The 26125-nt window shown below is 51.7% G+C and carries 11 protein-coding genes and 1 pseudogene; 1 reads left to right on the plus strand and 11 read right to left on the minus strand.

Translation table 11 applies throughout. The features are described from left to right. Positions 1-35: 35 nt before the first annotated feature. From HMPREF9441_RS07870 to HMPREF9441_RS07880, 3 genes are read right to left on the minus strand one after another with little or no spacing between them, the layout of a single operon-like run. Positions 36-3710, minus strand: a complete 3675-nt coding sequence (locus HMPREF9441_RS07870; protein WP_244949688.1) for a LamG-like jellyroll fold domain-containing protein — start codon at positions 3708-3710, stop codon at positions 36-38. Between the two features lie 33 nt (positions 3711-3743). Beyond that, positions 3744-6032 carry a hypothetical protein gene (locus tag HMPREF9441_RS07875; protein ID WP_008619964.1) on the minus strand — a complete coding sequence of 763 codons (2289 nt, stop codon included), beginning with the start codon at positions 6030-6032 and terminating at the stop codon, positions 3744-3746. Between the two features lie 42 nt (positions 6033-6074). Beyond that, the gene (locus tag HMPREF9441_RS07880; protein ID WP_008619965.1) at positions 6075-6599 is read right to left on the minus strand and encodes a sigma-70 family RNA polymerase sigma factor; all 525 of its coding nucleotides are present in this window, start codon (positions 6597-6599) and stop codon (positions 6075-6077) included. Positions 6600-6917: 318 nt separating this feature from the next. Here HMPREF9441_RS07880 and HMPREF9441_RS07885 point away from each other — a divergent pair, with 318 nt between their 5' ends. Further along, positions 6918-9809 carry an AraC family transcriptional regulator gene (locus HMPREF9441_RS07885; RefSeq protein ID WP_008619968.1) on the plus strand — a complete coding sequence of 964 codons (2892 nt, stop codon included), beginning with the start codon at positions 6918-6920 and terminating at the stop codon, positions 9807-9809. Between the two features lie 40 nt (positions 9810-9849). On the opposite strand, the gene HMPREF9441_RS07890 is transcribed toward HMPREF9441_RS07885, so the two are convergent. From HMPREF9441_RS07890 to HMPREF9441_RS07925, 8 genes and pseudogenes are all read right to left on the minus strand, one after another. After that, on the minus strand, positions 9850-11460 hold the full coding sequence (locus HMPREF9441_RS07890) for a hypothetical protein (RefSeq protein ID WP_008619970.1): 1611 nt from the start codon (positions 11458-11460) through the stop codon (positions 9850-9852). 25 nt (positions 11461-11485) lie between these two features. Next, positions 11486-13819 carry a DUF5703 domain-containing protein gene (locus tag HMPREF9441_RS07895; RefSeq protein WP_008619972.1) on the minus strand — a complete coding sequence of 778 codons (2334 nt, stop codon included), beginning with the start codon at positions 13817-13819 and terminating at the stop codon, positions 11486-11488. Between the two features lie 228 nt (positions 13820-14047). After that, the gene (locus HMPREF9441_RS07900) at positions 14048-16648 is read right to left on the minus strand and encodes a glycoside hydrolase family 2 protein (protein ID WP_008619980.1); all 2601 of its coding nucleotides are present in this window, start codon (positions 16646-16648) and stop codon (positions 14048-14050) included. A gap of 15 nt (positions 16649-16663) precedes the next feature. After that, entirely contained in the window at positions 16664-18283 is a 1620-nt protein-coding gene (locus HMPREF9441_RS07905; protein WP_008619982.1) for a glycoside hydrolase family protein, read from the minus strand. Between the two features lie 150 nt (positions 18284-18433). Continuing rightward, a complete protein-coding gene (locus HMPREF9441_RS07910; RefSeq protein WP_407946617.1) occupies positions 18434-20731 on the minus strand; it encodes a glycoside hydrolase family 35 protein in 2298 nt (765 codons plus the stop codon). A 144-nt stretch (positions 20732-20875) separates the two neighbouring features. After that, positions 20876-21985 carry a serine hydrolase domain-containing protein gene (locus HMPREF9441_RS07915; protein ID WP_172634927.1) on the minus strand — a complete coding sequence of 370 codons (1110 nt, stop codon included), beginning with the start codon at positions 21983-21985 and terminating at the stop codon, positions 20876-20878. A gap of 15 nt (positions 21986-22000) precedes the next feature. Beyond that, positions 22001-22792 (minus strand): annotated as a pseudogene (locus HMPREF9441_RS07920) (alpha/beta fold hydrolase); the annotation flags it as partial. A gap of 110 nt (positions 22793-22902) precedes the next feature. Beyond that, complete coding sequence (locus HMPREF9441_RS07925) at positions 22903-26028, minus strand: glycoside hydrolase family 2 TIM barrel-domain containing protein (RefSeq protein ID WP_407946618.1); 3126 nt, start codon at positions 26026-26028, stop codon at positions 22903-22905. Positions 26029-26125: the final 97 nt, after the last annotated feature.

Consider the following 26125-nt stretch of genomic DNA (forward strand, 5'->3'; position numbering starts at 1 on the left):
ACCTTAAAAACATAATAAAGAATTTGTATTCATCCTCACAAAACGATTTTCAACATCGTAAAATTTCCCCTACTTTCTACTTTTAATAAGTATATTCCCGAAGAAAGTCCGTGTGTATCCCATTCATAATGGTTTACACCAGTCAAAATCGCACTACGTATCAAAACGCCATTCATTTCGAATAACATAGCCCTACAATCATCTTCCACCGGTTGAGAAAATGAAATATGTAAGCCCCCCTCATGTCGTTGAACATTTACCTTTATTTTCCCCGAACCAATACTTTCCACTCCGTCACCTTTTTCCACCATCAGGGTTTGCGACACGGGAGCGGCCGCCGCATAAAGCAAGTTTCCCGTTTGCAAGGCGGTGATTTCAGCCTCCCCGGGCGACAAGGCCCGAATACGGCATCCGTCCACCACTTCGGCTACCTCAGGACGGCTGCTCCGGAAAGTCAATGACAGGCCGGAAGTGGCCATGGCCGAGGGAGTGAGCTCCTCGTCTCCTACTTTCATAGCGGGCAAGCCGGAAAAAGTAATCTGTTGGGCGGAAGCCTGATACAAGGCCGATACCTGGTCGGCCTCCAAAGCGCAATCGTAGATTCTCAAATCATCCACAATCCCTTGCAAATAAGGGTCGGCCGTATGGGCTGAACGTCCGATATAGTTCCGCGTGGTATATCCCAAGTCGGCCGGAGAAAGGGTCAGGTTCTCATTGCGTCCCACTTCCGCACCATTGGCGTAGAGAATGCCTGTCGTACCCTGCTGCACCAATACGATGTGCGTCCATTCGGAGGCTTTCGGACAGAAGTCCGTATTGATTTGCTGTTCCCCCGACGTCCCTTGCACGATGGCATAACGCAAACAACCGGTCTGAGCTGCCTTAATGGTCAGGAAGAGGTTATTATCCGTCCCCGTGCCGCAATCCACGATACGAGCCCAATCCTCCACGCGGTCGGGCTTTACCCAAAGCGACAACGTGAAGTCCTTCCACGTCTCTGTCACTCCGGCAGGCAGCGTGATATGGCCACCGGACAAATGAATTCCAGTATCGTACTTCCCCGTATCAAAACGGGAATTGTTCACCAACTGTGCCTCTCCTCCGTTCCATACATCCGATGCCGCAGTACCTCCCGCTTCGTCAAACGGCCAATAACGGCAACTTCCCACTTGCGGATAGGCTTTGGCTTCTTCCGAATAAGTCCCTTCTCCTACGGCGTTCACGGCGGAAACCACATAATAATACATCTTCCCGTTGTCCACCTTATGATCCGTATATCGATTTTCCATGGCTCTCCCTATCAGGGTATAGGGACCGCCGAACATGCTTCCGCGACGGACTTGATAGTAAGCCGTCCGCTCACCCGTAGCTTCCCACGTCAGGCTCACGTATCCGTTACCGGCCTTTGCTTCTGCCGCCTCCGGCCGACCGGGCAAGCTCAGGTCTTCCGTAGCCGCCGAAACCGTAGCGGCCTCTTCGCTCTCCCCCACGGCATTTGCCGCCCATACCTTATAATAATAGGTCGTACCCGGTTCCAGCCCCTCGTCCGTATAAGACGGGGCGGACAAACTTCCGGCCACGGTTTCAAAAGGCCCGTTGGGAGAAGTAGACCTGCACAGTTTGAAGGAAGACACATGCCCCGAAGCCTTCCAAGACAGACTTAACGAAGTGCTGCCCAATACCTTCGCTTCCAAATCGGTCGGCACGGAGGGCTTTGTGCCTCCACCGCACGTCAAGGCTACATGGTCGAACCCTACGGTATATCCTTCGGGACGATAAGCACCGCCACAAACCCACATTCCCACGAGGCAATCGTCGGGGAAAGAAATTTCCGAAGCACCTACGGTATACCAACGCGTACCGCTGTCGGACACGTATGCCTCGAAAACATTTCCTTTGCGCACCAGTTTAAGCCATACCGGTACCCAAGTGTGGTCGCTCCCCGCCACATCTCCGTTACCGTCCGCCGTATTGCGCCACATGAAATGCGTGTAACGCGTGCCGGCATCACCGACCCACAACATGACTTTAGGAGAAGAAGTGGTCGTATTCTCACGCACGGCCAGTCCGAACTTTTCCTTCAGTTGACTGCCCTCTTGCTCCCCGTCGTAAATCTGGGCCACCAGTTCAAAATCACCGGTCACGGCCGTATAGGTAAAGTTTCCCTCGGGTTGCTCCGCACTGTATATGTCGCGTCCCGAACCGGTCAGCACAAAGGTGTGCCCGTTCACGGGAGAGTATTTCGTGACTCCGTCTATCATCCACTCTTCTTTCCCGATGTCTTGTTGCGTCCATCCGGATAACAAGGAGTTGGAAGAACCCGGTTGGGCCGTCCCACTCACCGGCTCGCTCCATGCACTTTCGCCGGATCGGTTTTTGGCCCTTACCCTGTAATAATAGGTTTTCCCAGGCTCCACGTCCTTATCGGCAAACTCCGTTGTGGAGTTGCCGGACCAACTGCCTACCGTCTCAAAACCATTGTCGGGCGAAACGGAACGTTGCACGTCATAACCATTGGCCACGTCTCCTTCCGCCGATGCCCAATCCAAATCTATGCGCCCGATGCTACCGGTAACTTTCACGTCCTCCGGAACCGGTGGAACGGGATAGGAAACATACGCCGTGGTCGTATCGGAATAAGTGTACATCATGCCGGTCAATACATCTACGTTTTTCAACTTCATCATCGTACGCAAATAAGGAGCATCAAGCCCTTTCCGGTCTACATAATGATGATAAACCGCCTCATTGGCGAGGATACGGTTGTTGGGCATGGACGAAGGAGCATTGTTCGACGGAGCCGGATAGTAAAACTTATGCCCGTGATAGTCTATCGGTGTCCAGTCCACCGGATGTTCGAGATTGAACTTGGCATAATACTCGAAGCCTTTCAACAGCAAGTTGTCCTCGTAGGCATACATATCCAACCCTTGATTCCATAAAGCCTGGCAAAGGTCGACATACGCATCTATCCCGATGGCTGCATGGGGTTGGTCGCGTCCCATCTCTACCGGTTGGCCGCCAAAGACGATGCCTTCCGTAATGCAACCGCCTCCCTTGCCGGTCTTGTAATAGGCGATGGCATCATTCACCATCTCCGCATCATCCAAGAAAATCCCAATGTACAGGCAAGCGACATTGGCCGGACCGTCCCAACCGGGCCATGTCCCCGCCTCACCTCGGAAGTCCCGGCACGCCGGATAAATGTAGTCTCGCGCCATCTTTTCAAAACGTTCCACGTCTTCGGCCTTCCATCCCGGATAAAGCCGGACCAGTTCGGCGGCCTCTATGAATTCGCATGCCGGAAGCATGTACAACTCTCCCGTCACCACAGACTGCACACTGGCTGACCACGCATTCAATATATCCACGGCACATCGGGCATGTGCCTCATCTCCTGTAACGTACCAACGCAGGATGTTATAATAAGCCGCCATGGCATCGCGCGATGCCCGCTGACGGGTTCCGTCCGTACCTCCGATAGTCGGTTTGGGACTCGCCTTGAAATCCGACTGTGCGTCACGGAAGGCGCACAAAGCGTCCCAACCGTCAATCCAAGGCTTTTCCTTAGCCAATACTTTCTCTTTCATCCGTTCCAAATCGGCACGGGAGTGATTCAACCCGGGATGTGCGAACGGAGCCTGCAACTCCTGCGCCTGTCCGATAAAAGGCACAAGGCATAAAATGGCAATCAAAAATATCTTTCTCATCATAAGTTGGTATTAGAATTTTGTTTATCCCATTCATTCCACTATCAATACCACCGTGGATTTCGGTTCCACCTGCAACACGCGTTCTGTCACCGTCTCCTTGGAGGGAAATGCTCTCACGGACTTCGCCGCAGGCACTTCCACATCGAATGTTCTGTCCGGCGTACAATTCATCGCTATCAAATACTTGCCGTAACGCAGGGTGTAGAAGTCCCCCTTCCCGGCATATACGCTTTCCTGCCCCGGTTCAAAGTGAACGCCTTCGGGTGCCTTGGCAATAGGCAACTGCTCGCCGGTATGGGCGGACTTCACTTCGGGATAGAAATTACGGGCAGGCGAAAAATAAAGATTGTTCCGTTCGGGACGGGTATAGGTAAATCCGCTCGGTGTGTATCGGATGTCCTCGAACACCGTGGCGACACGGTCGCACTCCGGCGTAATGTAGTGCACACGTGCCAAGAAGTTCACGGCAAAGTTCGCACGCCAATACAAAGATGTGTACAAGATTTCATCCCCGTTTTTCAACGCCACCACGCCGACTTCCTCGTCAGAGAACAACGCGTCCGGCATACCGTCCGACATGGGCAGGCGACCCTCGCGGCGCGGCTGTTTCATAATCAAATCGTACTCACCCGGCAATCGCAGCAACGTATAGGTGGAATTCAATCCGCGGTCTTTCATTTTCTCCTTGACTACGGCAAAGAACTGGTTGTCTTCCATCATCTGTTGGGCGTATGCCACTGCTTCAGGATCCAATGTGGCCGCAGCCGCCATGATAGGCGTGCCTTCACGATGGTAACCACGTTCTCCGTAAGTGATACCGGCCGGATAATAGCCATGGTCACGCCAGCCGATGACCGACTCGCCGCGCATGGCCGCATATCCGTCATTATCCAATGTCGGATAACGGAAATGACTGCGCGTGTGCATGATCTTAAGCATCTGGGCACGAATCAGCGGGTCGCGCGTATCGGTAAGGCCGCGTTCACCGGTCACTTCATAAAGATGTACCATCCAGTTCAGGATTTCACCGTAACCGCCCACATAGCCCAACTCCTTACTCAGACCGTCCGGCGAAAACTGGTAATAGCTTTTCCCCAAAGGCCAGGTCAGTTCTCCCGTTGCCGACAAACTGCCCGACCACGGGGCAATACCCATGGATTCATAAATGAATTTCAAAGTCTGCCAAACGGGCAGGGCCTCTTCGGGTGACAGAATGGAAAGCATGCGGTTCACGTTATACAGATGCAAATCCACAATCATGCTCTGGTTGGTATAACTTCGACGATGCGTCTTGGCGTAGTCCACACATTCCCGGCACATAGCCGTCCAATTCTCCCGGCGCGTTTTCCCGTTCGGCATCTTCTCGTCCCAAATCTCACGGATTTCGGGTATAAAGGAATTCAAGGCCTGACACAAAGGCCCCACCGTCAGCCATGACCCGTCATACACCGATTTGGGATTTTGGGCATAACGCTCATAATACCGGTCGGCCGTACGGATGACCTTCTCCCCCACGTCCTTGTTCCGATAAGCCACTGTCCACGGCTCATGATAGGCATACGCCAAAAGCGAAGCGGTTTCCTGGTCTATCTCCGTTTGGTTCAGGTAACCTGAAATTTGACGGTTCACGAACTGCCTGACCTCCTCCATGACTTCCGCTCCCGGTGCGGTACGTACCCGTCGTTCGTTCTTTTCTATCTGCTTCTTCTCTTTCTCCGAGGGCTGGAAACAAGTCTCCGTATGGGTATATCCTTTATATAGTGCTTTCGACGGCTTTTCCATTACTTTTTGATAAGCATCGAAAGTTTCTCCGTAGCGGAATATACGTCCGGTAGAACGGATACTCAATTCTATTTTCTTTTTTCCTCGGGTCATACTGATGGGCAAGGGCAGCGTGGCATATGTGAACCGGCCGGAATAAGGCTTATCTTCATTGGCTATGTCCAACACGTCGTAGTCGCCCAAATGACGGTATCCTATCTGCTTCCCCTCGCAAAACAAGATGAGGATATTGCTGTTCCCGCTGTCCGAGCCCCAGAAACGAGCCGTAAAATAATTCTGTTTCTCCGGATCGACTTTCATCGTAAAGGTGATATGGCCTCCCTCTACCCTTTCGCCGGGTATGGGCAACAGCACACGGGCCTCTTCTCCCAAGCCGCCAGTTACCACCTGACTGGCTTTTGCGGAAAATCCATGCTTCTTCTCTGAAGCGGAATGTCCGAAAACGATCTCATCCAATACCTCCGTTTTCCGGGCATACAAACCACTCGCGAACAACAATCCGCACACCACACACATCCACAATCTCATTGTTTTCATGTTTATCTTCTTTTTAAGGTAAATGATTCTTCTGTCTTCCCGTTAAAAGCCTCCTACAGCCTTGAGATAAGGACGCACCCTTCTCCGCCCTTTCTGTATCTGCGCCTCCACCGTACGGCGGCTGATATGAAGTTCCTTCGATATTTCTTCTGCCGTCAGTTCTTCGAAACGGTTCATGCAATATACTTTCCGGCACGCTTCGGGAAGCGTCTTCGTCCAAGCATATTCCGCTTGCAGCAGACTGTTCGCGTGAATGGCCGACTCTGTCTCTTCGGTAAATTCCGGTTGGATGTCGTATATATAAGAATGGACTTCCGACACCACTACCCGACGGCGCAGGCGATCTATCAAAAGGTTCTGTACGGTTGTAAAAGCCAGATTCCGGATGGTAGCCGCATACACCATGTCTCCCATATTGATGATTTTAATGAAAGCTTCCTGCACCACGTCTTCGGCATCCGCCAGATTCCGGGTTCTTTTATTGGCATAGGCCACCAACAACGTACGGTATCGGGTATATGCCTCAGCTACCAATGTCATCTCTTGCGTATTCTTCAAGTCTTCCATGATACTATATGTTTTTTAAGTTTTCGATTCTTTTGGACAAGACAAAATTATCGTTTGAAAAACCAAAAAACAACAGAAGAAATTCTCAAAAGTGTTCACCGCAATGTATTTAGACACCAAACCGTCTATTCCACTAAAAATCAATATTCTAAATCAACCATTTCAACAGTCCGCTGAATTTGGACGGACTTATCGGACTATATTCCTCCTTACTAAGATAATACTTTCCGCGTCATTTTACGCATTTAAAAGCACTAAAATTTGCAATCATTCGCTTAAAAATATAATTTTGTATGCGTTAACAGTTTAAGACGACTCATGAAAAAATACCCGATACGATTCTTTTCTTTTTTAATTCTTGTAGGATTCCTCTTCGTCGGCCTGCCTCTTCACCCAATAAAAGCCGCACCCACGGAAAACTATCTTACCGACCAAGACGGGCTGCCGAACTATACCGTCTATAAAATCTTTAAAGACAGCCGCAACATGATGTGGATAGGTACGTTCAACGGTATCTGCCGTTTCGACGGACATTCTTTCACCAAGTTTCACATCGACCTCCCCAAGCCTCTCAATGCCGTAACGGATATCGTGGAAACCCATGAAGGGCACATCATGTTCGGTACCCGAAAGGGACTTTACCTTGTAGAACCGGAACGACAGACTTGTGTACAGGTATGCCCCCAAATCTCCTTTGTCAACTGTATCAAAAAAATAGGACAAACTCTCCTCATAGGGAGTGCGAACGGGCTTTGGGTATATAAAAACCCGGAAGAGGCAGAACCCATCAAGTTTGAAAATAGCGTCATCTCCAAAGGTAATATCGTCAACGACATCACGGACGACGGAAAAGGGGGAGCATGGCTGTGCAGCGACGAGTTCCTGATTCATTTAAACCTGAAAGACAGAAGCCTGAAAAAGTATAAAATCAGCAAAGACCTGCTGACGGGAAACCTACGCAACATCTGCCGGGGAGGTGACCGTATATATATAGGTACACGTAACAGCGGACTGCTCGTCTTCGATCCCTCTACGGCATCTACCGAACCTTACATCGACTTGGACTGTCCCGTCATAGCCGATCTGAACTCCGACGGAAAAGACTTGTTGTACGTAGCCACCGACGGGAACGGAGCCTATATTATCGACACCCGCAAAAGACAAATCGTCAATACCTATCGTACCAATACGGCCGACTTTCCCCTGCCGAGCAATGCCGTCTATACTTTTTGGCACGACAAGACGCTCGGCATCAGTTGGTTCGGATTTGCCACCGACGGCATCTGTTACAACTATCACCGTCATCCGCTTTTCAAAATCTATCGTTACAAAGATCTCAACACCGACGGACTGCCCGTCCGCAGTTTCTGTATCCACGACGGCGACAAAGCCATAGGAACCCAAGACGGTCTTTGGTTTGTCTCGGAAAAGCGCGACATTATCCGCTATTTTACCTCGGAAGAAATCGGAGGACGCATCGTTACGAACATACAATACTTCGGCGGGCACTTCGTCATCGCCACTTATGAGAAAGGTTTGAGCATTCTTGACCCTAAGACTTTGGAATTAAGGCATCTCGACTACAACGATAACCTGAAAAACGGTAACTTCAGCCGTATAGAGCCTCTGCAAGACCAACGGTTGTTTGCATGCAGCAATACGGGTATTTTCGTTTTCGATACCGACTTCAATATCGTCAAGCATTTCCACAGCCGCAACTCGGAACTCCCCAACGCTTACATCTGCGACATCCTTTTCGACCTGACCGGCAAGGGATGGATCGGCACCATGTATTCCTTGGCCATTTATGACCCGCTTACTCAAACCATACAATCCCGGGATTTTCCCGAAGGCTTCTTCGACAAAGAATCCAATCTTACATTCAACTTATGCCGGAACGGAGATATGCTGGCCGTATCCGAAACATCAGTGTTCCGTTCCAAATCGGATTTAAGCGAATACACGACCTTGGATCTTTACCAACGGCTGAACATCGGAAATATCTTTTTCATCACCGAAAACCGACAGGGCAAATACTGGATGGGGACGGACAAAGGATTGTTCCTTTTTGAAAAGGACCTGAAAAACTATTGCCAATTCAACGAAAACGACAACCTCCCGTCACTGCGGTTCAACCGAAATGAATTTCAGGAAACACCGGACGGTGTGTTTTGGCTCGGTAATACGAAAGGATTGATGTACCTTACCCCACAAATGCAAACCGACCTTAACCGAAAAATCTATGGAAAAGTAGCTTTAAACCACATGACCATAGCCAACCGGGAGGTCCAGCCGCAAGATTTCCAACGACAATTAGAACAACAGGAAATCAGCCTTTCCTGGAACTTCGGCTGCCAGACGTTGTCCGTCGTCCCCATTCTGCTGAACTATGCCAAGCCGCAAGGACGATATTACGAATGGAGTCTGGACGGAGCGGAATACCGGTCTTCAAGGGACGGGGAAACGATCTCTCCGGACAAGCTTTCCTTAGGGAGCCATACCCTGAAAATCAGACTGGCCGGACACGAAGAGACCGCCACAACCTGGCGGATTTCGGTAAGCCCTTCCCTCATTTTCTATATAGAAACCCTACTGGCCGTCCTGCTCGTATTTTTCGCATGGTATGCCAAGGCTCTCAAAGACAAACGCATACGCTTCAGGAATCTTCTGGTACGTAAACATATCATGGACCTGGAAATCGCCGCCCGACGAGCCATAAGAAAACAAAAGGAAGAAGAGGAAAAGAAAAGGCAAGAAGCACAGGAAGCCAAAGTGCAGGCCATGTATGAAAAATCGAGAATGAACCAGAATGAATATAAGGCTTTGCACAAAAAAGTCAAAGACTGCATGGAAAACGACAAACCCTATACCAACCCGAACCTGCGTATTACGGACCTTGCCGCCATGGTAGATTGTACGCCGACCAAACTGTCGCAAATGTTCAACCAACATCTGCGGCAGAATTTCTTCGACTACGTCAATCTCTACCGCGTGGAGGAGTTCAAACGCCGTGTGGCGAGCGAGAAATACAGTCAATATACGGTCGTAGCCATTTCTGAAACCTGCGGTTTCAAACGCTCCACCTTCTTCGCCACGTTTAAGAAGTTCGAGCACTGCACCCCGACTGAGTATTTACAGCAGCACGGAACAGGACATCCGTCTAAAAACAAGGCGGACACGCCCCCGGCAAACGAAACCGCGACGGATTGACAAAATGTCAAAAAGGAAGTCGCCACGGGAGAAATTCCTTCTACTCCCGGACGATATAAAAACTCCGCTCCACGGGTTCAGCCGTCTGTACCCGTCCGGCCAACCCGTATTGCCAGGCCACAACCGTCACTTTCACAGGAAACTTGGCACGGGGCGGAATCCGCGTCAGGCGCAAATTTGTCCCTTCCACCTCGGCCGGACCTTCTTTCACGTAATAATGCACCGGCAAACCGCAATCCGACGTGGCGTGAAGCGGAACGGTCTCCGTCCCCTCCGTCACATCCGTGATGCCCGGAAAAAGCAAATATTGCCTACGCCCCTCCGTGAGAGGATAAGGAAGGCGGACGTTCAGTTCCTGTACCACGCTCTTGTAACGGTCGTCACCGTCGTAACTGGCCAACAGGCACATATCCGACACACGCCGCGAATTACCCAGCCCCATACGGTAGAAATCGACCACGAATGTCGTGTCGTCCAACTTCTTCACCGGACCGCAGATGCGGGTGATGACGGGACGGCCTTCCACACGGGGCGACGCTACCGACGCACGAAGGCTGTCCGTGAAGACGGCTTTCAAGCGGAAAGTCACGCCATCGGCTTCCGGACGGAAGGGCACATTGACCTTGACATGCGACCGGGGATTGTAAGGTGCCAACCGCCCCTCCTGTTCCACCCCCAGATACAGCATTTCTTTCCCTCTCTCCCGGGCATAACGCTCTTCCGTAGCCTCAGCCATCTCACGGTCGAAGTACCAGAAAGCATCGTGCACGTCGCCTTTATACTTCGCGTAAGGTGCGGGCTTCGCCCTGTGGGGTTGCACGGGATGCCAGCGTTCTGCCAACCATCCGTCCTGTGGGCGTACTTTCCGCAAAGCCACGGGACGGTCTTGCGCCACCGTATCGGGCAGACGTGCCTGCAATGCCTTCTTCACAAACAAGGCGATATATTCCGCCGTACGGTCCGACACGTCGAAATGGCCGCGCCCCGCATCGCAGAGAAAAGAAATGCAACTTTCGGGGTACATCATACGGAATGCCAGTGCCGGATTCACCCGAGCCTCCCACCATTCATATTCCCCTTCTACCATCAGGCCGGGAATACCGTCGATGTTACGCGTCCGCCCCCACTCCAGATTCTCTCGTCCGTAACCGGTCAGGTTCGTACGCGGCGCATCTCCGTGGTAAGATACCACGGCCAAGGTGCGCTCCGGATGCCAGGCCGCAAAATTCCACGGGTAGGTCGCCATGGCGGAATGCCCTATCGGGATGATGGGAGTAAATTTCAACTCACCATATCCGCTGGTCTCCGCCAAATCGTCCAACATCTGCCAATAAGCTTCCGGGCTTCCCGAATCCGCTTTCCACTGCTGGTCCCATCCGGGGGTAATCCATATCAATGCCACACCAGCCTCTTTCATCTCGCGGCGGAACAGCTCGTTCTCAAACAAAGTCTCCTCACACATGTTGTGCGTGCCTATCATCACGGCCCTGACCTGCATGCAGTTCTCCGGAATCCACAAGAAGGCTTGCGGATGCCATCCAGTCTCGGGCGCGATGACTTTGGAAACCGGAACGGACCATTGCCATTCGGCGGCATGTGAATATATAGTCCAAGCACATAGCAACAACCATACAACGTTTTTCTTTCTCATTTTATCCTTTTTCTGAAAATCCCTATCAATCTTTCCCCAACCAAACCACGATATCCTTCATCCGGTTTTCCGGATACACGTCCAGACGCACCACCTTGCCCCGGCGGATACATCCCTCGACAACCGTTTCCTGTGGAGCATGTAATTTGAAATCGACATCCCAATCGTCGGGCAATCCGGCACCGATATAAATCTTATCTCCGTAACACTGCATGACCATTTCTTGCAATCCGATCATTCCGCAACCACCCCAATTATGATCCGGAACCCAATCGTGCCCCGGCCCCCACCAAGTAGGAAACCTCCGCCCGGAATCCTTCATTTTCTTTATAGTAAAGTCTGCCGCTTCTTGCCTCAAGCCTAAACGCGCACAGAAGACGGCACTTTGTTCCCAGCTCTTGTAGCCCTTTTGGGCAGGAACATCCGCACCATAGTACCAAGTGTTACGGGCAATATCTAATTCCGGAGCATCTATATGATGTACTCCCCAAGGAAACACTGTATATAATTGGGGATATTCCATATTATTCACCCTTTCCCACGACTGTGCCGGCGAAAAAGTCTTATGCCCCTCCTTCGTCCGATAATGAACAGGGGTGGGTATACGTTTCTGTAGGGATTCCAAATAACGTCTCTCACTGGCCGTCAGAAAAGTGTCCGGCAACTCAAGCAGAGCTTGCGTCAGGCACTCCATAGCTGTAAGGGTGGTGATGGGATTAGTGGCCATTTTATAAGTCTCCAAAGCCGTAGCAGGATATAACACCAACTTCCCTTCGCCATCCAGTTTTTTAGGCGTACGCAATGCACTCAAATACTGGTAGTGCTCGTCATAGAACCTTAAACAGCTTAACATCAATGGCATGTATTCCGACACATCCATACGTGCATAACGGTAAGCCTCGACCATCATCATACAAAATTCAAAAACCGTATCCCATTGATACTCTACCCATGCATTATATTGCAGGCCGGGGTCAAATTCCTTCGGGCGTTTCCAACCGTACTCGAACCCTACCGGCAAACCGAAATTCTCGATTTGTTCTGTGAAACATGCCCCTCCATGTCCCCAATAATGCCGTGAGCGCACCTCCGCATTAGGCAACAAACGCTTATAAAAATCGAACTGCGAGGGAAGCATGTCAAAATCTCCACTCTTCAACATCGGCCAATACACCAAACGTTGGTTTTGAGCCGTAAAACTGCCTCCTCCCCATTTCCGAAAGTCGGGAGTATGGAGAATCCTGGCATCTGTATACTCCGGGTCTACGGTAAACAGCCCCCCGTTGAACTTCGTAGGATACTCTCCGTATGCATTACACGCCAACTGATAACGGAATACCTGATAGTTACGTCCTACCTGCCATTTTTCGTCCTTTATGTCGGCTTGGTCATTATTGACATATATATAACTCCTATCCCAAAACTTCTTCCACCAGTCCAGCGTTTTTTCTTTCGATTTGCGTCGCATCTCTCCTATTTCTTGCTCCACCTGTACCAAACCGGTTTTCCAATCTTTTTCAGTCCCTCTTTTCTGTGTATGAAATACCACCTGAATATGGTGCTTTTTGGATGGGCGGACAGACTTCAACCGCCAGGCCCGAAACGGAGTAGAAGCGTATTTACCGGATACCTGATCGTAAACAACCATGCCATCCCCCGACAAACGTCCACCGTATATCAGTCCAGGCAAAGGATTCCATAACTCACCTTTCACGCCTTCCAACTTTTGCTGACGCACAGCCAAATCAAAAGCCGTCTCACCTGAATTTCTATGGTAAAACATAACCCCTCCACCATCAAACCGTACTGTATCGCACTTTACCACAGCCGGAACCGGTGCTCCCTTATAGGTCCTGCAAACTTCCGCCTCATTCCCTACCAAGGTTCTTTCTTCATACCGCCAGCCTTCATAAGCGGCATAAGCCGTCAACGGCTTATTGCTTTCAACTTCGATATGAGCCACCGGGTGGAACACATCCGCCCACAAACGGACAATCACTTGCTGCCCCTCTTTTTCCGCCCGGATTTCAACCTCGCCTTCCTTTAATTTAAGTTCCTGTCGGAATACATTGGAATCTTTAAAAAGATTGGGAGACAAAGATATGCGCAGTCGCCCCAACTTCGGGAATGAGTTCAATTCGTCGAATGTCCCACTCCTACTCAAATAAACCAGTAAATCCCCATCTTCCACCCATACGTTCATCCCAATATCTCCTGCGCCGCACGGCATAGACTCTAATGCATTACGAGACGGGGCGTCCCATACTACATTATAACAGTCCAACCCATCCGGTTCCCGTTCTACGGCCATAATATAAAAAGAGTTCAAAATAACGAGCAACAACAATATTCTTCTCATATACAATTCTATAAAAACAGACCTTATACTATCCTTAGAACAAACTTTTTACCTCAAACAAAACCGACACCTAAATCCTTACATTAACCTAATTCTCTAAACCTAATACATGAAAAACAACCTATTCTTTATTTCTATATACGTTTCAGTCTGCCAAAATACGCACCCGATTCTGTTAAAAAGAATAAAAGGTCGGCTTTGCCGACCTTAAAAAGTATTTTGAGCGTCTCAGTCCGCCACCACACCGGTGATTTCTATCTCGGACACTGCCGCAGGAAGTCCGTCAGTGTTGTCCTTGAAACTCACTCGCACGAAACGCGCTTTGACGGTCGGTGCTTCTACAGGAAACTCCACCACCCGAACGTTCTCTACCTTCGGAGACGGGCTGTTTTCCGCCACTTTCTGCCAATGTTCCTTATCGGAAGACACTTCTATCCGGTAACGATAGGTTGCCGCGCGAGGGAAAGTCACTTTAATACGGCGCAAGAGCAACCCCTTTTCCGTATCGGACATCCACCAAGGCGACGGGTCGTCGGCAGCAGCCTGCCAATAAGTAGAGGGATTGCCGTCGGCACCCTGTCCGGAAGCCCGCCCCTCCGACTGACTACTGGCAAAAGTCGGATTGTTCCTACCGAAAGTAAGTATCTCTTTTTCCGTCTCGCGGACATACCTCACGTAAGGACGCTCTTTCACCACAGGGGTAACTCCTTCGCGATAGGGGCAATCTCCCACGAAACCGATTTCAATACGCACCGGCGGCAATCCTTCGGCGCGGGCCTCGACCACAGCCGTACCGGCTTCGTATGCCCGGAACTCTATCGCAGCCTTACCGTCGGCCATACGGATGTCGCTGTCTGCACTGAAAGTGATGCTACGCCCCGTGGGAAACTCACCGGGACCGGACACTACGGTCAGCGTCACCGTGGGATTGTCGGACAAATCACGCCCCGCAGCGTCTTGCACTCCCACCTGCAACATGACATCGTCCGTCCCGTCCGTACGCACGCCCTCGCGTTTGTCCGATGTCAGTACCAGACGCTCCGCCTTTCCTTCCACCGGCCACGTCGGCGGCTCCACGCCACGGTACGCTTTGCGGTACCAATACCATGCACGTTTGGGAATACGGAAATAATCCACGATGCCCATCTTGCCTAAAGTACTTCCAGCGATACTGCCGTGGTCGAAACCGCACCACACAGCTTGCCCGCTCCTCCACGGCAATCCTTTATAAGCTCCGTTCTTCTGCAATTCCCCCCATCCGGGAGCAAATTTACCCGGCCGGTCGGCACTCACACTCCCATATTCGGCCACCATGCTCGGAATGCCTGGCTGTTGGAAATCAAGTATAGTGCCACCGTCGCCGTTATATCCGGCAATATCGCCCAACAGGTCTATCCGGTCCTTGCCTAACGGACGCTGTGCGCCGCCGATGGCTGCCGGACGCGTCGGGTCGAGCTGCCGGGACAGGGCCACGCATACCTTCAGCAACGCGCGGACACCGTCCATCGCAGCGGGCGCAGAGAAGAACGCTTCGTTACACATGCTCCACGCAATAATAGAAGGATGGTTGCGATGGATTCGTATCATCTCGGCCAACTGCGTTTTCACACTGCGGTCGAATCCGGCACGACCTTCTGCTTCCACCGGATAAGCACTGGCATTCCAGTACCCGTCCGCCCGGAAACCGCCGATACCCCAAAAGGCATTTTCCGACCAGAAGAGCATGCCCTCGCGGTCGCAAGCCTCGACAAAAGCCGGGGAATGCGGATAATGGGAGCCACGAATGAAGTTGAATCCGGCTTCTTTCATCATACGCACGTCACGCCACATGCCGGCTTCGGTCACGGCATCGCCCCATCCGGCATGATCCTGATGTACATTAGCCCCTCGCAAATAGAGGTGCTTGCCATTCAGGAAGAAGCCTTTGTCTGCCGTCCACTCCATCCATCGGAATCCCAAAACCGTCTCTGTACGGTCGAGCATCCGGCCTTTCCGCGACAGCGTGCTGACCACCTTATATAAATAAGGCTGTTCGGGCGACCAACATATAGGCTGCTCCACAGTGGGTGTCGTCTGGTCGGCCTGCACGGATGCACCCGACGCTATTTTATAATCATCAGTCACTGAGGCTACCGTGCGCCCTTCGGCATCTACCACGTCGGTCTGCAACCGGAACGTGGCCTCACTTCCGGTCGCGTTGCAAAGGTCGGTCACGACGCGCACGGTAGAACTCCGCCCGTCGTTCTGCGCCAAATCCGGTGTGGTGACACTGGTTCCGTACCAATCGATATAAGCCGGTGATTTCAATACCAACCGGACGTTCCGGTAGATACCGCCGCTGAACACATGCTCACCGGCTCGCGGAGCACGGTCGGGATGCCACAGGTTGTTCACCCTTACGGCTATCACATTCCGGCCTTTCCGGGCTTGGAGGGTGATATCAATGGAGAAGCCCGTATAACCGCCTACGTGGCTTCCGGCACGGACACCGTTGACAAAGACTTCTGCCTCCTGGAATACCCCGTCGAACTCCAAGAAGATTTTCTTTTTCAACTGCTTCGCGGTCAAATCCACCTCCCTGCGATACCAACCATAGCCTACATAAAAATCCTTACTCATAAAATAAGGAATGCTGAAGGAATGGGGCAACCCGACACGCTCCCAAGCGGAATCATCGTATGCAGGCCGCGCTGCCCCGGCATCATCCCCCCTCGAATATTTCCAAGACGGATTGAGGTTCAATACTTCCCGTGAGGTATTCCCGGCATACAAAGCCGGAACCATCGCCCACAGCCACACGACATTAAGCCATTTCAACCATGTCCTCATGGTACTCTATTCCTCCTAATAATTCAATTTGTTCCGCCCGGTCTCTTTCCCGTCGGTATAGAAAGTGACCGTCAAGTCTGACAATTCTTTTTCCGTCGGCACGAAATCCGAATCCAGACGCAGGGCCGCCGTGGCGTAAGGGGCGAGAGGCGCGATTTGCCCCTCGGCCAACTTTCTCCCCCCGGCCTCAACCACAATTTGCGACGGAGCGGACGACGACAAACCGTAATTCTTCACTTCCAATGTCAGCGCCTTCCCTTCTTTGTCATACATCGGATAAGCAGCCGAAAGCATGGCCGGATGGTAATCCACGTAAGGCAAGGAAGCATAGCCGTACAGTAACCGCCCCTTTTTATCGCGTCCCAACAACTTGGGCGCAAACTCGTCCGGCTGCATACCGTTCCCGGCCCCGTCGAACTCTACAATCAAATCCTTCCCGACCTTATGCGACCGGATGGCCTTGCATCCCCGTCCGAAATTCACCTCCGAAAACGCGCCGAAACGCAAAGATTTTACGTCAACGTCCTTTTGCGGGTCGAAGTCCTTTTCCGCCCTGATTCTCACTTCTATGGTTTTCGTGTCCGCCGTAATTGTATCGCGGTTCAACACTTCCAGCAACACTCCTTTATTCAGAGGAATACAAATATTCTTGGAACTATGGTTATCATTCGGCTGATCTTCCCACTTGATGGTGTCGATCACGGCAAAGTTCGCCTGGACCGCACGCCCCAGGCTGTCCTGAAACACCTTCAGACGTTCGTACTTGAACCAATGCTCCACCTGTCCGTCCGGATGGACAGACACTCCGGGCATGTAGGCCTCTCCCTGTTCCGTCACCCAATGCAAACCGTCTTTCGAACGTTGGTAGTAGGCAATGCGCCCCAACCAATCGTTGACAATCAGATGGTATTGCAGATGGTCGCGCCACACTACCGGGTCTTCAAACCGGCCTTCTACCGGAGGATATACGCTACGGTCGGTCAACTGCTCGTACGGAGAAAGCCCGTCACGACTGACCCAAACACCTCCGCCACGACACACCATCAGATAGGAACCGTCCTCCCTGCGGGCGAACGTCAGGTTGGACAGCCCTTCGACAATCCTCCGGCTGCGTGCGTCGAAATGAAAACGGCCGTAACGCCAAGGACCGTTCTCCGAGGGAGCGATATAATATCCGTCGATGACATATATCACCACACGTCCGTCCTGCAAACGGAAAGCCTCGGGGTTATGCCCCCTGCCTATCGTATCGCTGATAGCGTACGGGCCTTCCAGTTTGTCACCGACCGCATGGAACACCGTAGAGTTACGCCAAAACATGTGCCCTTCGGGCGAATTCTCCGGCCAACCGCACACAAACAGATGGTACTTACCGTCTGAAGTTTGCAGGATATTCCCTCCCCAAAAAGAAGTCTCCGGCAACTCAATGCCGTTATCTACCAGACGCGGACGCACACTATCCGCTCCCCACACATCGGAAGACAGCATTTCGCCTTTCATCGGCTGGAGGCGGTCCATAAAACGTGCCCCTTCCACCAAGTTTTTCCACTCTGACGGTCGTTCGCGTTCCGTCACCTGAGCTTGAAGTCCCCAGCCGAATCCGACGGCCAAAGAGAATATTAAAAATCTTTTCATTCGCATATCATATTTTTATTTTCGGCAAAGATACGGTCTTTATTCCTTACAGCAATAGGACAATCCTTAACGGATATAGGACAAAAAAGCTTTCTCCACCGTCGTCAGACCGTACGTTCAACATTTATATATACGGTCATACGGCACAAATTACCTGTCTGGAGTTCTGTTTTTTAATATAATTAACGCAGATTCCACGGCATTTCCTTGGGAACACGGCCTCAAACTCACCGCCACACGGTTCGGACGGTCTTGATGCAACCAGCATTCCGGTATGTAGTATTCACGTTGCGGCCCCTCCTGATAGCAGCGTCCGATACAATGGCCGTTAACATAGACAAATCCGTTTCCAGCATGTTCCAGACGCAGGAAGTAAAGCACGTCATCCCGGTCGCCCACGGTCTCGAAAGAGTAGAAGTGCCATTTCAACAAAGGATTCTCCGATTGCGAAACGGAAATCAGGTGGGGCCAATCGCCTCCGGCCGACCACCGTTCTCCACAGGCCTTTTCCGTATAAGCATATCGCAAAGGCAAATCTTCGCCCCGGCTGCGAACAAAAGCCGGACCTATCTTCCAATGCGCTTCGACGGCAGCATTCGTATGATGATGCAAGCCTCTGTTCTCAAACAACAACAAGACATCTGTTTTTTGTCGGCTGGCCGAATCTCCGGGAATACGATAATATGCCTTTTCCGGTGTCTCCCTGTCAATGGGTACCAATTTGCCATCGACCGCCACCAAAACGGTATCGGCCGCCGAACGGTTCATGACACTCTTCCCAACCCGTCCGACTTCGAGCATACAGCCCCGGTAGGCTGACGTACGGTAGTAAATGAAATGCCGTCCGTAAATACCGTCGTTGTCTACGGTTTCACCGTCCCGCAACCGTGTCCATTCCACCGGCAAAGGGTCTTCCATCATCCCCTCCTGTTTCAGTTCCACCGAAGGCAAAGGCCGCATGTCACATACCTGCGGCTCGGGCAGACGGGGATACCATGTCCCCTTCCCTGCACCCGACGGCAAATAATATACCATCGCTCCGAAAGGTTCCAACGCAAAGTCTAACGCAAGTCCCTGAGTATATATCGTACCGAAGTGCTGACGTGAACGCTCCTCGGTACGTATGAAGAAATAACGGTCGCCGTCCGGAGTAGTTCTCACGGCCAATTTCACATCGGTATCGGTAGAAGTATAAGGCACGTAGTCCAAATCCGCACGGGCTATGCGCGTGCCGTGCTCACGGATAAAAGCCGACAGCCCCCGGAAACGGCGGTAACGCTCGTTCGTCATGCCTCCCTCACCGATAGCGGCAGCATAGTCGTAGGAAGTGATTTGCTGCCGGGCCGCCCAGTCGTCGAAGTTCGTCCCTCCCACGACCATATAAAAGTTCAATGCGCCGAAACCGCGTTCCAAGGCATAAAGCGTGAGGTTTTGGGTCTGCACCGGTGGCAAACCGTCCTGTTCCCAACTCAACGGCCACCCTAACTCGCAGCACCATCCTCCTTGCAATTCCCCAGAGACCAGAGGTTTCCCGGGCTGTGTCTTCATCTGCAAATTAACCAACCGTCCGAAATTCTTCTCCACTTGCCAACGGGGGTAACTGTTCACCATATCGACCACTCCGTTCAGCACTCCTTCGCCCATATTCCGCGATTCATCCGTCCAACAAGTGATAACGGGTACTTCAATGCCATACTTGCGGGCGATTCCGGCCAATTGTTCCAAATAACCGCGCTTGGCTTCTTTCGGAAACCAGTTCACACGGTTAAACTCGTTCTCCACCTGAAAGAGGATAATCCCCTTCCCGCCTACCGGCTTTTCAGTCAACTGATACGGGGCTGCCACACGGCACACGGCCCGATACCAGTGTTCGTTCCAACGCATAAATTCAGGATCGTCGCTTTGCAGCCAGACCTTATAAGCCGTCTCTTCCGGTTTCTTGCGCATCAACCACTGGGGGAAACCGCCTCCGCTCCATTCCGCACAGATATAAGGTCCGGGACGCAGAATCACATAAAGCCCGAAATCCTCGGCCATCTGCAAGAACGCCTCCAAATCCCCCAAGTCGATTTGCGAATCGTCCTGGACGGAACGGGGCATATTCCGCTCGTGCCAGTTCCAAGGGACGTAGGTCTCCACACAATTGAAACCCGCAGCCTTCAGTTTTCGGAAGCGATCGGCCCACAGCGGACGGGGCACCCGGAAATAATGGAAAGAACCGCTGAAAATGAAAACGTCCTTTCCTTCTATCTGGAAGCAACGATGGTCGTAACGTATACGGTCGGGATGCAGGAAGACTGTATCCGCAATAGGCGGATTCGTCCCGATATTCAACACCTGACGGTCGGCCGATTTGTCATTCATTACAGCCAAGTCGGTCATATTTTGAGCGGAAGCTACAACGGTCCACCCACAGAAAGCAAGAGAAAGCCACGTGATTTTTGCCATATCCATGAGAATCTTTAAGATGAAAAACGAATATCCTGAAAACAACCTTCCTCCTTAAGCAAACCTAATATCCAGAAACCACATTAACCTAATTTCAATATTAACTAACTGCTTTCATTATCTTATACGTTTGAGAACGGCAAACTACTTAACCGTATTCCCACTTTTTTTAGAAATTGCGGCAGAAACTTTATCGGCAATCACCGGACTGCCGTAAAAAGAGGAAAAGCCGTCGGGTTTGCTACTGCTGCCCGTCACATGGGCAATGAAGAAACCATAGACACCCTCGCGCAAGTTAATCCAAGGGTAAGCTCCGGCCCATCCCGGCGAACTGATACGATAGGCCTCTCCGGTCTTCTCGTCCACCATTTCACGCCATTCGCCCAATCCGTAAACGCCCTGATGATGCCGTCCGAGCGCACGCTCCACATATTCTCCTTCAGCTACTTTGGCACGTCCCACCTGGTCTGCCTGCATTTCTTTCACGGTAGCCTCCCGAAGAATCCGTTGCCCCTCGAAAACGCCACCATGTATAATCATGTCTAAAAAGTTCATATAATCATTCAGCGTCGTACACAGCCCACCGCCCAACATAGGCGCGTGGCCTCCGTCCGTATTGACAGGAGTGAAATGGGAACGGGTCATGCGTAAAGGCCCGGCCAAAAGCTCCTGAAACAAAGTTTCAAATTCCTTCCCCGCAGCCACCTCGGCCATGCGTCCGGCCACCTGCATGGCCAGGCCACCATACTCGAACCGCGTTCCAGGCGTGAATACGGTGTCCAAAGGTAAGATTTCCGCTACGGCCGAATCCAAATGGTTGTAATTGTCCACCCGGGGTTCGGGCAAATAAGGCCGGATGCCCGACGTGTGAGACAACAACCGGCGTAAAGGAATCACGCCTTTCGGGTCGCCCTTGAACTCCGGCAGCCATTTCTCCACCGGGTCGTCCCACGACAGTTCCGTCCGGTCCACCACGGCGGCCACCACCGCAGCGGCTACCCACTTTCCGGCAGAAGCCACATAAACCGGAGTATCCGGCGACACGGCACCGTATGACTTGCGGAACAAAACCGCCGTATCCTGTTTCACACAAATGGCCGCACCGGGATAATATCCTTTATCCACCCAACCTTGAATCAACGAGTCAAGCCCCGTAAAGTCCGGCTCCTCCCCGTGCGTTCCGTTTCTGCCGCCGCAAGCGGCCACCATGCCCCCTAACAGGCATCCCCATATCCAAACTCCGATTTTCTTCATACCTTTCATGTTTATTTATTCCACCTTACTGATAAACTCCCTTAAAGCCTTGTTGAACTCCTCCGGACGCTCCATGTTCATCATGTGTCCGCAATCCTCCAGCACCAACATTCTGCCATTGGGCAAGTAATCCAAGATTTCCGGATGTTCCGGAAACTTATTCCCCGGAGATTTTCCCTCCACAATCAAGACCGGCACATCGGACTTACGGGTTTTCAACTGCCGAAAAGCATCCTTCCCCGCCACGACACGGACTTCCTTGTGTAAAGGTTGCCAGGCATCCCAATCCTGAATCATCTGCCAAAGCGGCTTGCGCATCCGTTCACGCCGACTTCCTCCGGATTTCATCAGCCCCTCGAACCATTCCCGTTTCATCACGTCTACGCCTTTCCGCTTCAATTCCGCAATTTCACGATCGCGCCGGGCTGCCTCCTCCGCATCCATCGGTTCGCTGGGACCCGGAGACATGCGCACATTTCCGCTGGCTAAGAAAGCCGATAACATCCGTTCCGGAAACCACCCCAACATGTCGGCACCGATATAGCCTCCTAACGACAAGCCCACGACGTGCGCCTTTTCGATATGCAACGAATCCATCAACGCCACTAAATCTTCTACATGGGTGAACTGGAAATCCTCCGTTTGCGGAGATGAAAGTCCGTACCCTCGCAAATCATAACGGATAACACGGTAATCCCGTGCCAAATCTGCAAATTGTCCGTCCCACATACGATGGTCTAACGAATGACCGTGTACCAGAATGACCGGTTGCCCTTCACCGCATTCTTCATAGTACAACGTTCCGTGATCCACTCCGACATAAGCCGACCGGATCTCACCGGGCCGCCGAGCTTGCATGCACCCGACGATCAAGCAAAAGCAGCCCCAAAGCCATACCTTTCTACTATTCATGCCTTTTATTTCAAACGAATCAGATAACTGTAACTGTATTTCTTGTCCCACAAACGGTACGGATTGTAGGGAAACATCCCCCAACTGTTATCGCCTCCAAGCCCACGTTGTTTCAGATCCACATGCAAAAATACATCTTTTTGCGGTATCGCATCAATCGTATGCTGCATCTTCCGCGTCAGGCCGGGGTCTAAATCTTCCGGGGCATAGTGCAAGGCCGAAAACGCAATGGGTTGCGACACACCCGTGATTTCCACTTCCGTCCCCTCGCCGTCCAACAAGGAAAGCCAACGCACGTCCGTCTTGTTCCCCGTCTCTTGCGGACGGGCATACGGGTAATACTGGTTTTCCACTTTGTCTTCATACCGACCGACGAACGCAGACGACCAACGGTCGATATAATTCTCCTGCGGCCCGCGCCCGTAATAACAAAGGTTTTCATACCGGCCTGCCAACTCCATGCGCATACCGAACCGAGGCAGTTCCGGCAATTTCTTCCCGGTCATGTCCATCGTGCCACTCACCAGCAACGAGCCGTCATTGCGTACCAGAAATTCCATGGTGTAGGGGACTTGTATATCTGTCAATATCCATTCCACCTTCACGGGAAGCCCCTCCGGAGTCCGTTCGCCCACGGTGGCGTTTTTCACGTAACGGTTGACATGGGCCGTACGCCATACCCCGCACGTCCACGGCATCTTGTTCCCGAAATCATTGTCCACCGGAGCACGCCAGAAAGCGGGTTCCGGATACTTCTTGAACGGGCGCACGCCCCGAATGGCGTAATCGGACAAGACACCTTTCTTCAAATCTATTTTCCCGGACACGTCGCCCGATGCAAAAACCAATACGCCATCGTCCACACTGTACTCCAGATTTCCGGAAGCCTCGGGCATACGGGCAAAGAAATCTCCCTCACCCAACTTCAACTGCTCTTTCGCCACTTCATAGCCCGCAGGCAATAAGCCGGACGCTGCCTTCGTATAAGCATACAGGTTCAGGAAATATTCATTTCCGTCATCCGGAATTTCCGGCAAGTCCAAACGGATGTCTTTCTGCCCGTGGGGAAGCAAATCCACAGAGAAAGTGCCCGACGCGGTCTTCTCTCCGTTCCTGCATATTTCCCAAGCGAAAGCATAGTCTTTCAGGTTGGTAAAGTCGTGACGGTTCCGCACGGTAATCCACCCGTGCGCAGCGTCCTTTCCTTCAAATTGGATATACTGGTACACTTTTTTCACTTCCCAAGCCTGCGGCTTCGGCGTACCGTCGGCAGAAAGAATACCGTCCGTACCTGTATTCCACTCGCTCGGCTTGTCTTCGAGCCATTTGTAGCTTCCCATTTTCCCGTTGTACATCCAATAAATCCTACCGTCCCGGGATTCCGTCTCCATTCTGAAACCTTGGTCCTTAAAGTCCCAGATGAAACCGCCCTGGAGGTTGGGACTGTCGTAAATGACATCCCATATATCCTTGAAATTTCCGTTGCTATTGCCTTGTGCATGAGCGTATTCGCACATGATGAAAGGACGCTGTTTGCCGGACTCTCGGTAGTCCTTGATTCTTCCCATATTAGGATACATCAGACAGACCACATCCGTATTCCAATCCTCCCACGCCTGTTCAAACTGCACAAAGCGTGAAGGGTCGTAGGCTTTCAACCGTTTGTACTCATCATGGAACACCTTTCCGTTACCGCACTCATTGCCCAACGACCAACCGATGACACAAGGATGGTTCTTGTCTCTCTTCACCATACGGTCGATACGGTCTACGTGCGCCGCATACCAGTCTTCCCGATAAGCGGGATGGTTGACGGTATCCTTAAAATAAGGCACGGAACCCATGCCGTGGTTCTCTATATTAGCTTCGTCCACCACGTAGAAACCGTAGCGGTCGCATAAGTCATAAAAGTCCGGATGGTTGGGATAATGGCAAGTCCGGATGGCGTTGATGTTCAAGCGTTTCATTTGTTTCAGGTCGTCCAATATCAAGTCGCGCGTCTGCACATGGCCTAAGGTGTCGCTATGCTCGTGGCGGTTGACACCTTTTATATATACGGGCGTCCCGTTTACCATCAACTTGGCATTTTTTATTTCTATCTTCCGGAATCCGGTCTTGCAGGCCGTCACCGACGTATTCCCCTCCCCGTCCCGCAAGGTCAGGATGCAGTCGTAAAGTTCGGGAGTCTCGGCTGTCCATTTGGCCACATTCTTGATTCGCCCCGAAAAGGAGAGCGTTTCCGCCTCCCCCTTCATCTCGAACTTCCGCTTTTGTGCCCATACGGTCTTACCGGCCTTATCCACCAGTTTCATCTCTACTTGGCCTTTTCCGGATTCACTGTCTGCAAATGCACGCAAATCCACCGTGGCATTGAAAATGCCGTCCCTGTAACGGCCGTCCAAACCGGCATGCAAGAAAAAGTCCCACACCGTCGACTTGGGATAAGCTTGCAGGTACACGTCGCGCTCGATGCCCGTCAAACGCCAGAAATCCTGGTCTTCCATGTAACTGCCGTCATGCCAACGGTACACCCGGACGGCCAACAGGTTCTCCCCTTCGCAAAGGTAAGGCGTCACGTTGAACTCAGCCGGTGTCTTGGCCGCCTTGGTCATCCCGATCCTTTTCCCGTTCAGGAAAACCTGTGCATAACCGGATATGGACCCGAAATGCAACAGGACTTCGCGGCCGTCCCAGCCTTCCGGCACGGTGAACACCTTACGGTACGTCCCCACCGGATTGTCCACGTCCACGTAAGGAGGGTTGGCCGGAAAAACATACTGGATATTGCGGATAATCGGTTCGCCGAACCCTTTCAGCTCCCAATTCGAAGGGACGTCCAAATCGGCCCAAGAGGAATCATCGAAATCTTTCTTATAAAAGCCCTCTTCCGCGTCCTCGATGTCCGGCGCGTACGAGAACTTCCACCGCCCGTTCAGGGATTCATGCCACGGCGACTTAGAGAAGTCGCCAGCCAACGCTCCCGGTTCATCGTCATACCACATGAAGACCGTATGCGGACTTTCCTTGTTCCACTCATACCTCTCCGGATTCTCCCACTCGTTTTGCCCTGCACAAAGTCGCCCTGCTCCCACTACCAGTAGCAGTAACACCCCATAAATAATCTTTCCCATATACATTTTAATACGTTCTTTCTATTTACCACTACGTTGCTAACGTTTAAAATACCTACGGGAGAAACATTTTTTCAGAAATATGACCGATAAACCA

The sequence above is a fragment of the Paraprevotella clara YIT 11840 genome (assembly GCF_000233955.1).
Taxonomy (GTDB): domain Bacteria; phylum Bacteroidota; class Bacteroidia; order Bacteroidales; family Bacteroidaceae; genus Paraprevotella; species Paraprevotella clara.

Bases quoted from the DNA above. Each gene is read 5' to 3' on its own strand.
- HMPREF9441_RS07870 (WP_244949688.1), bottom strand. From the start codon at position 3,710: ATGAGAAAGATATTTTTGATTGCCATTTTATGCCTTGTGCCTTTTATC.
- HMPREF9441_RS07875 (WP_008619964.1), bottom strand. From the start codon at position 6,032: ATGAAAACAATGAGATTGTGGATGTGTGTGGTGTGCGGATTGTTGTTC.
- HMPREF9441_RS07880 (WP_008619965.1), bottom strand. From the start codon at position 6,599: ATGGAAGACTTGAAGAATACGCAAGAGATGACATTGGTAGCTGAGGCA.
- HMPREF9441_RS07885 (WP_008619968.1), top strand. From the start codon at position 6,918: ATGAAAAAATACCCGATACGATTCTTTTCTTTTTTAATTCTTGTAGGA.
- HMPREF9441_RS07890 (WP_008619970.1), bottom strand. From the start codon at position 11,460: ATGAGAAAGAAAAACGTTGTATGGTTGTTGCTATGTGCTTGGACTATA.
- HMPREF9441_RS07895 (WP_008619972.1), bottom strand. From the start codon at position 13,819: ATGAGAAGAATATTGTTGTTGCTCGTTATTTTGAACTCTTTTTATATT.
- HMPREF9441_RS07900 (WP_008619980.1), bottom strand. From the start codon at position 16,648: ATGAGGACATGGTTGAAATGGCTTAATGTCGTGTGGCTGTGGGCGATG.
- HMPREF9441_RS07905 (WP_008619982.1), bottom strand. From the start codon at position 18,283: ATGAAAAGATTTTTAATATTCTCTTTGGCCGTCGGATTCGGCTGGGGA.
- HMPREF9441_RS07910 (WP_407946617.1), bottom strand. From the start codon at position 20,731: ATGGCAAAAATCACGTGGCTTTCTCTTGCTTTCTGTGGGTGGACCGTT.
- HMPREF9441_RS07915 (WP_172634927.1), bottom strand. From the start codon at position 21,985: ATGAAGAAAATCGGAGTTTGGATATGGGGATGCCTGTTAGGGGGCATG.
- HMPREF9441_RS07925 (WP_407946618.1), bottom strand. From the start codon at position 26,028: ATGGGAAAGATTATTTATGGGGTGTTACTGCTACTGGTAGTGGGAGCA.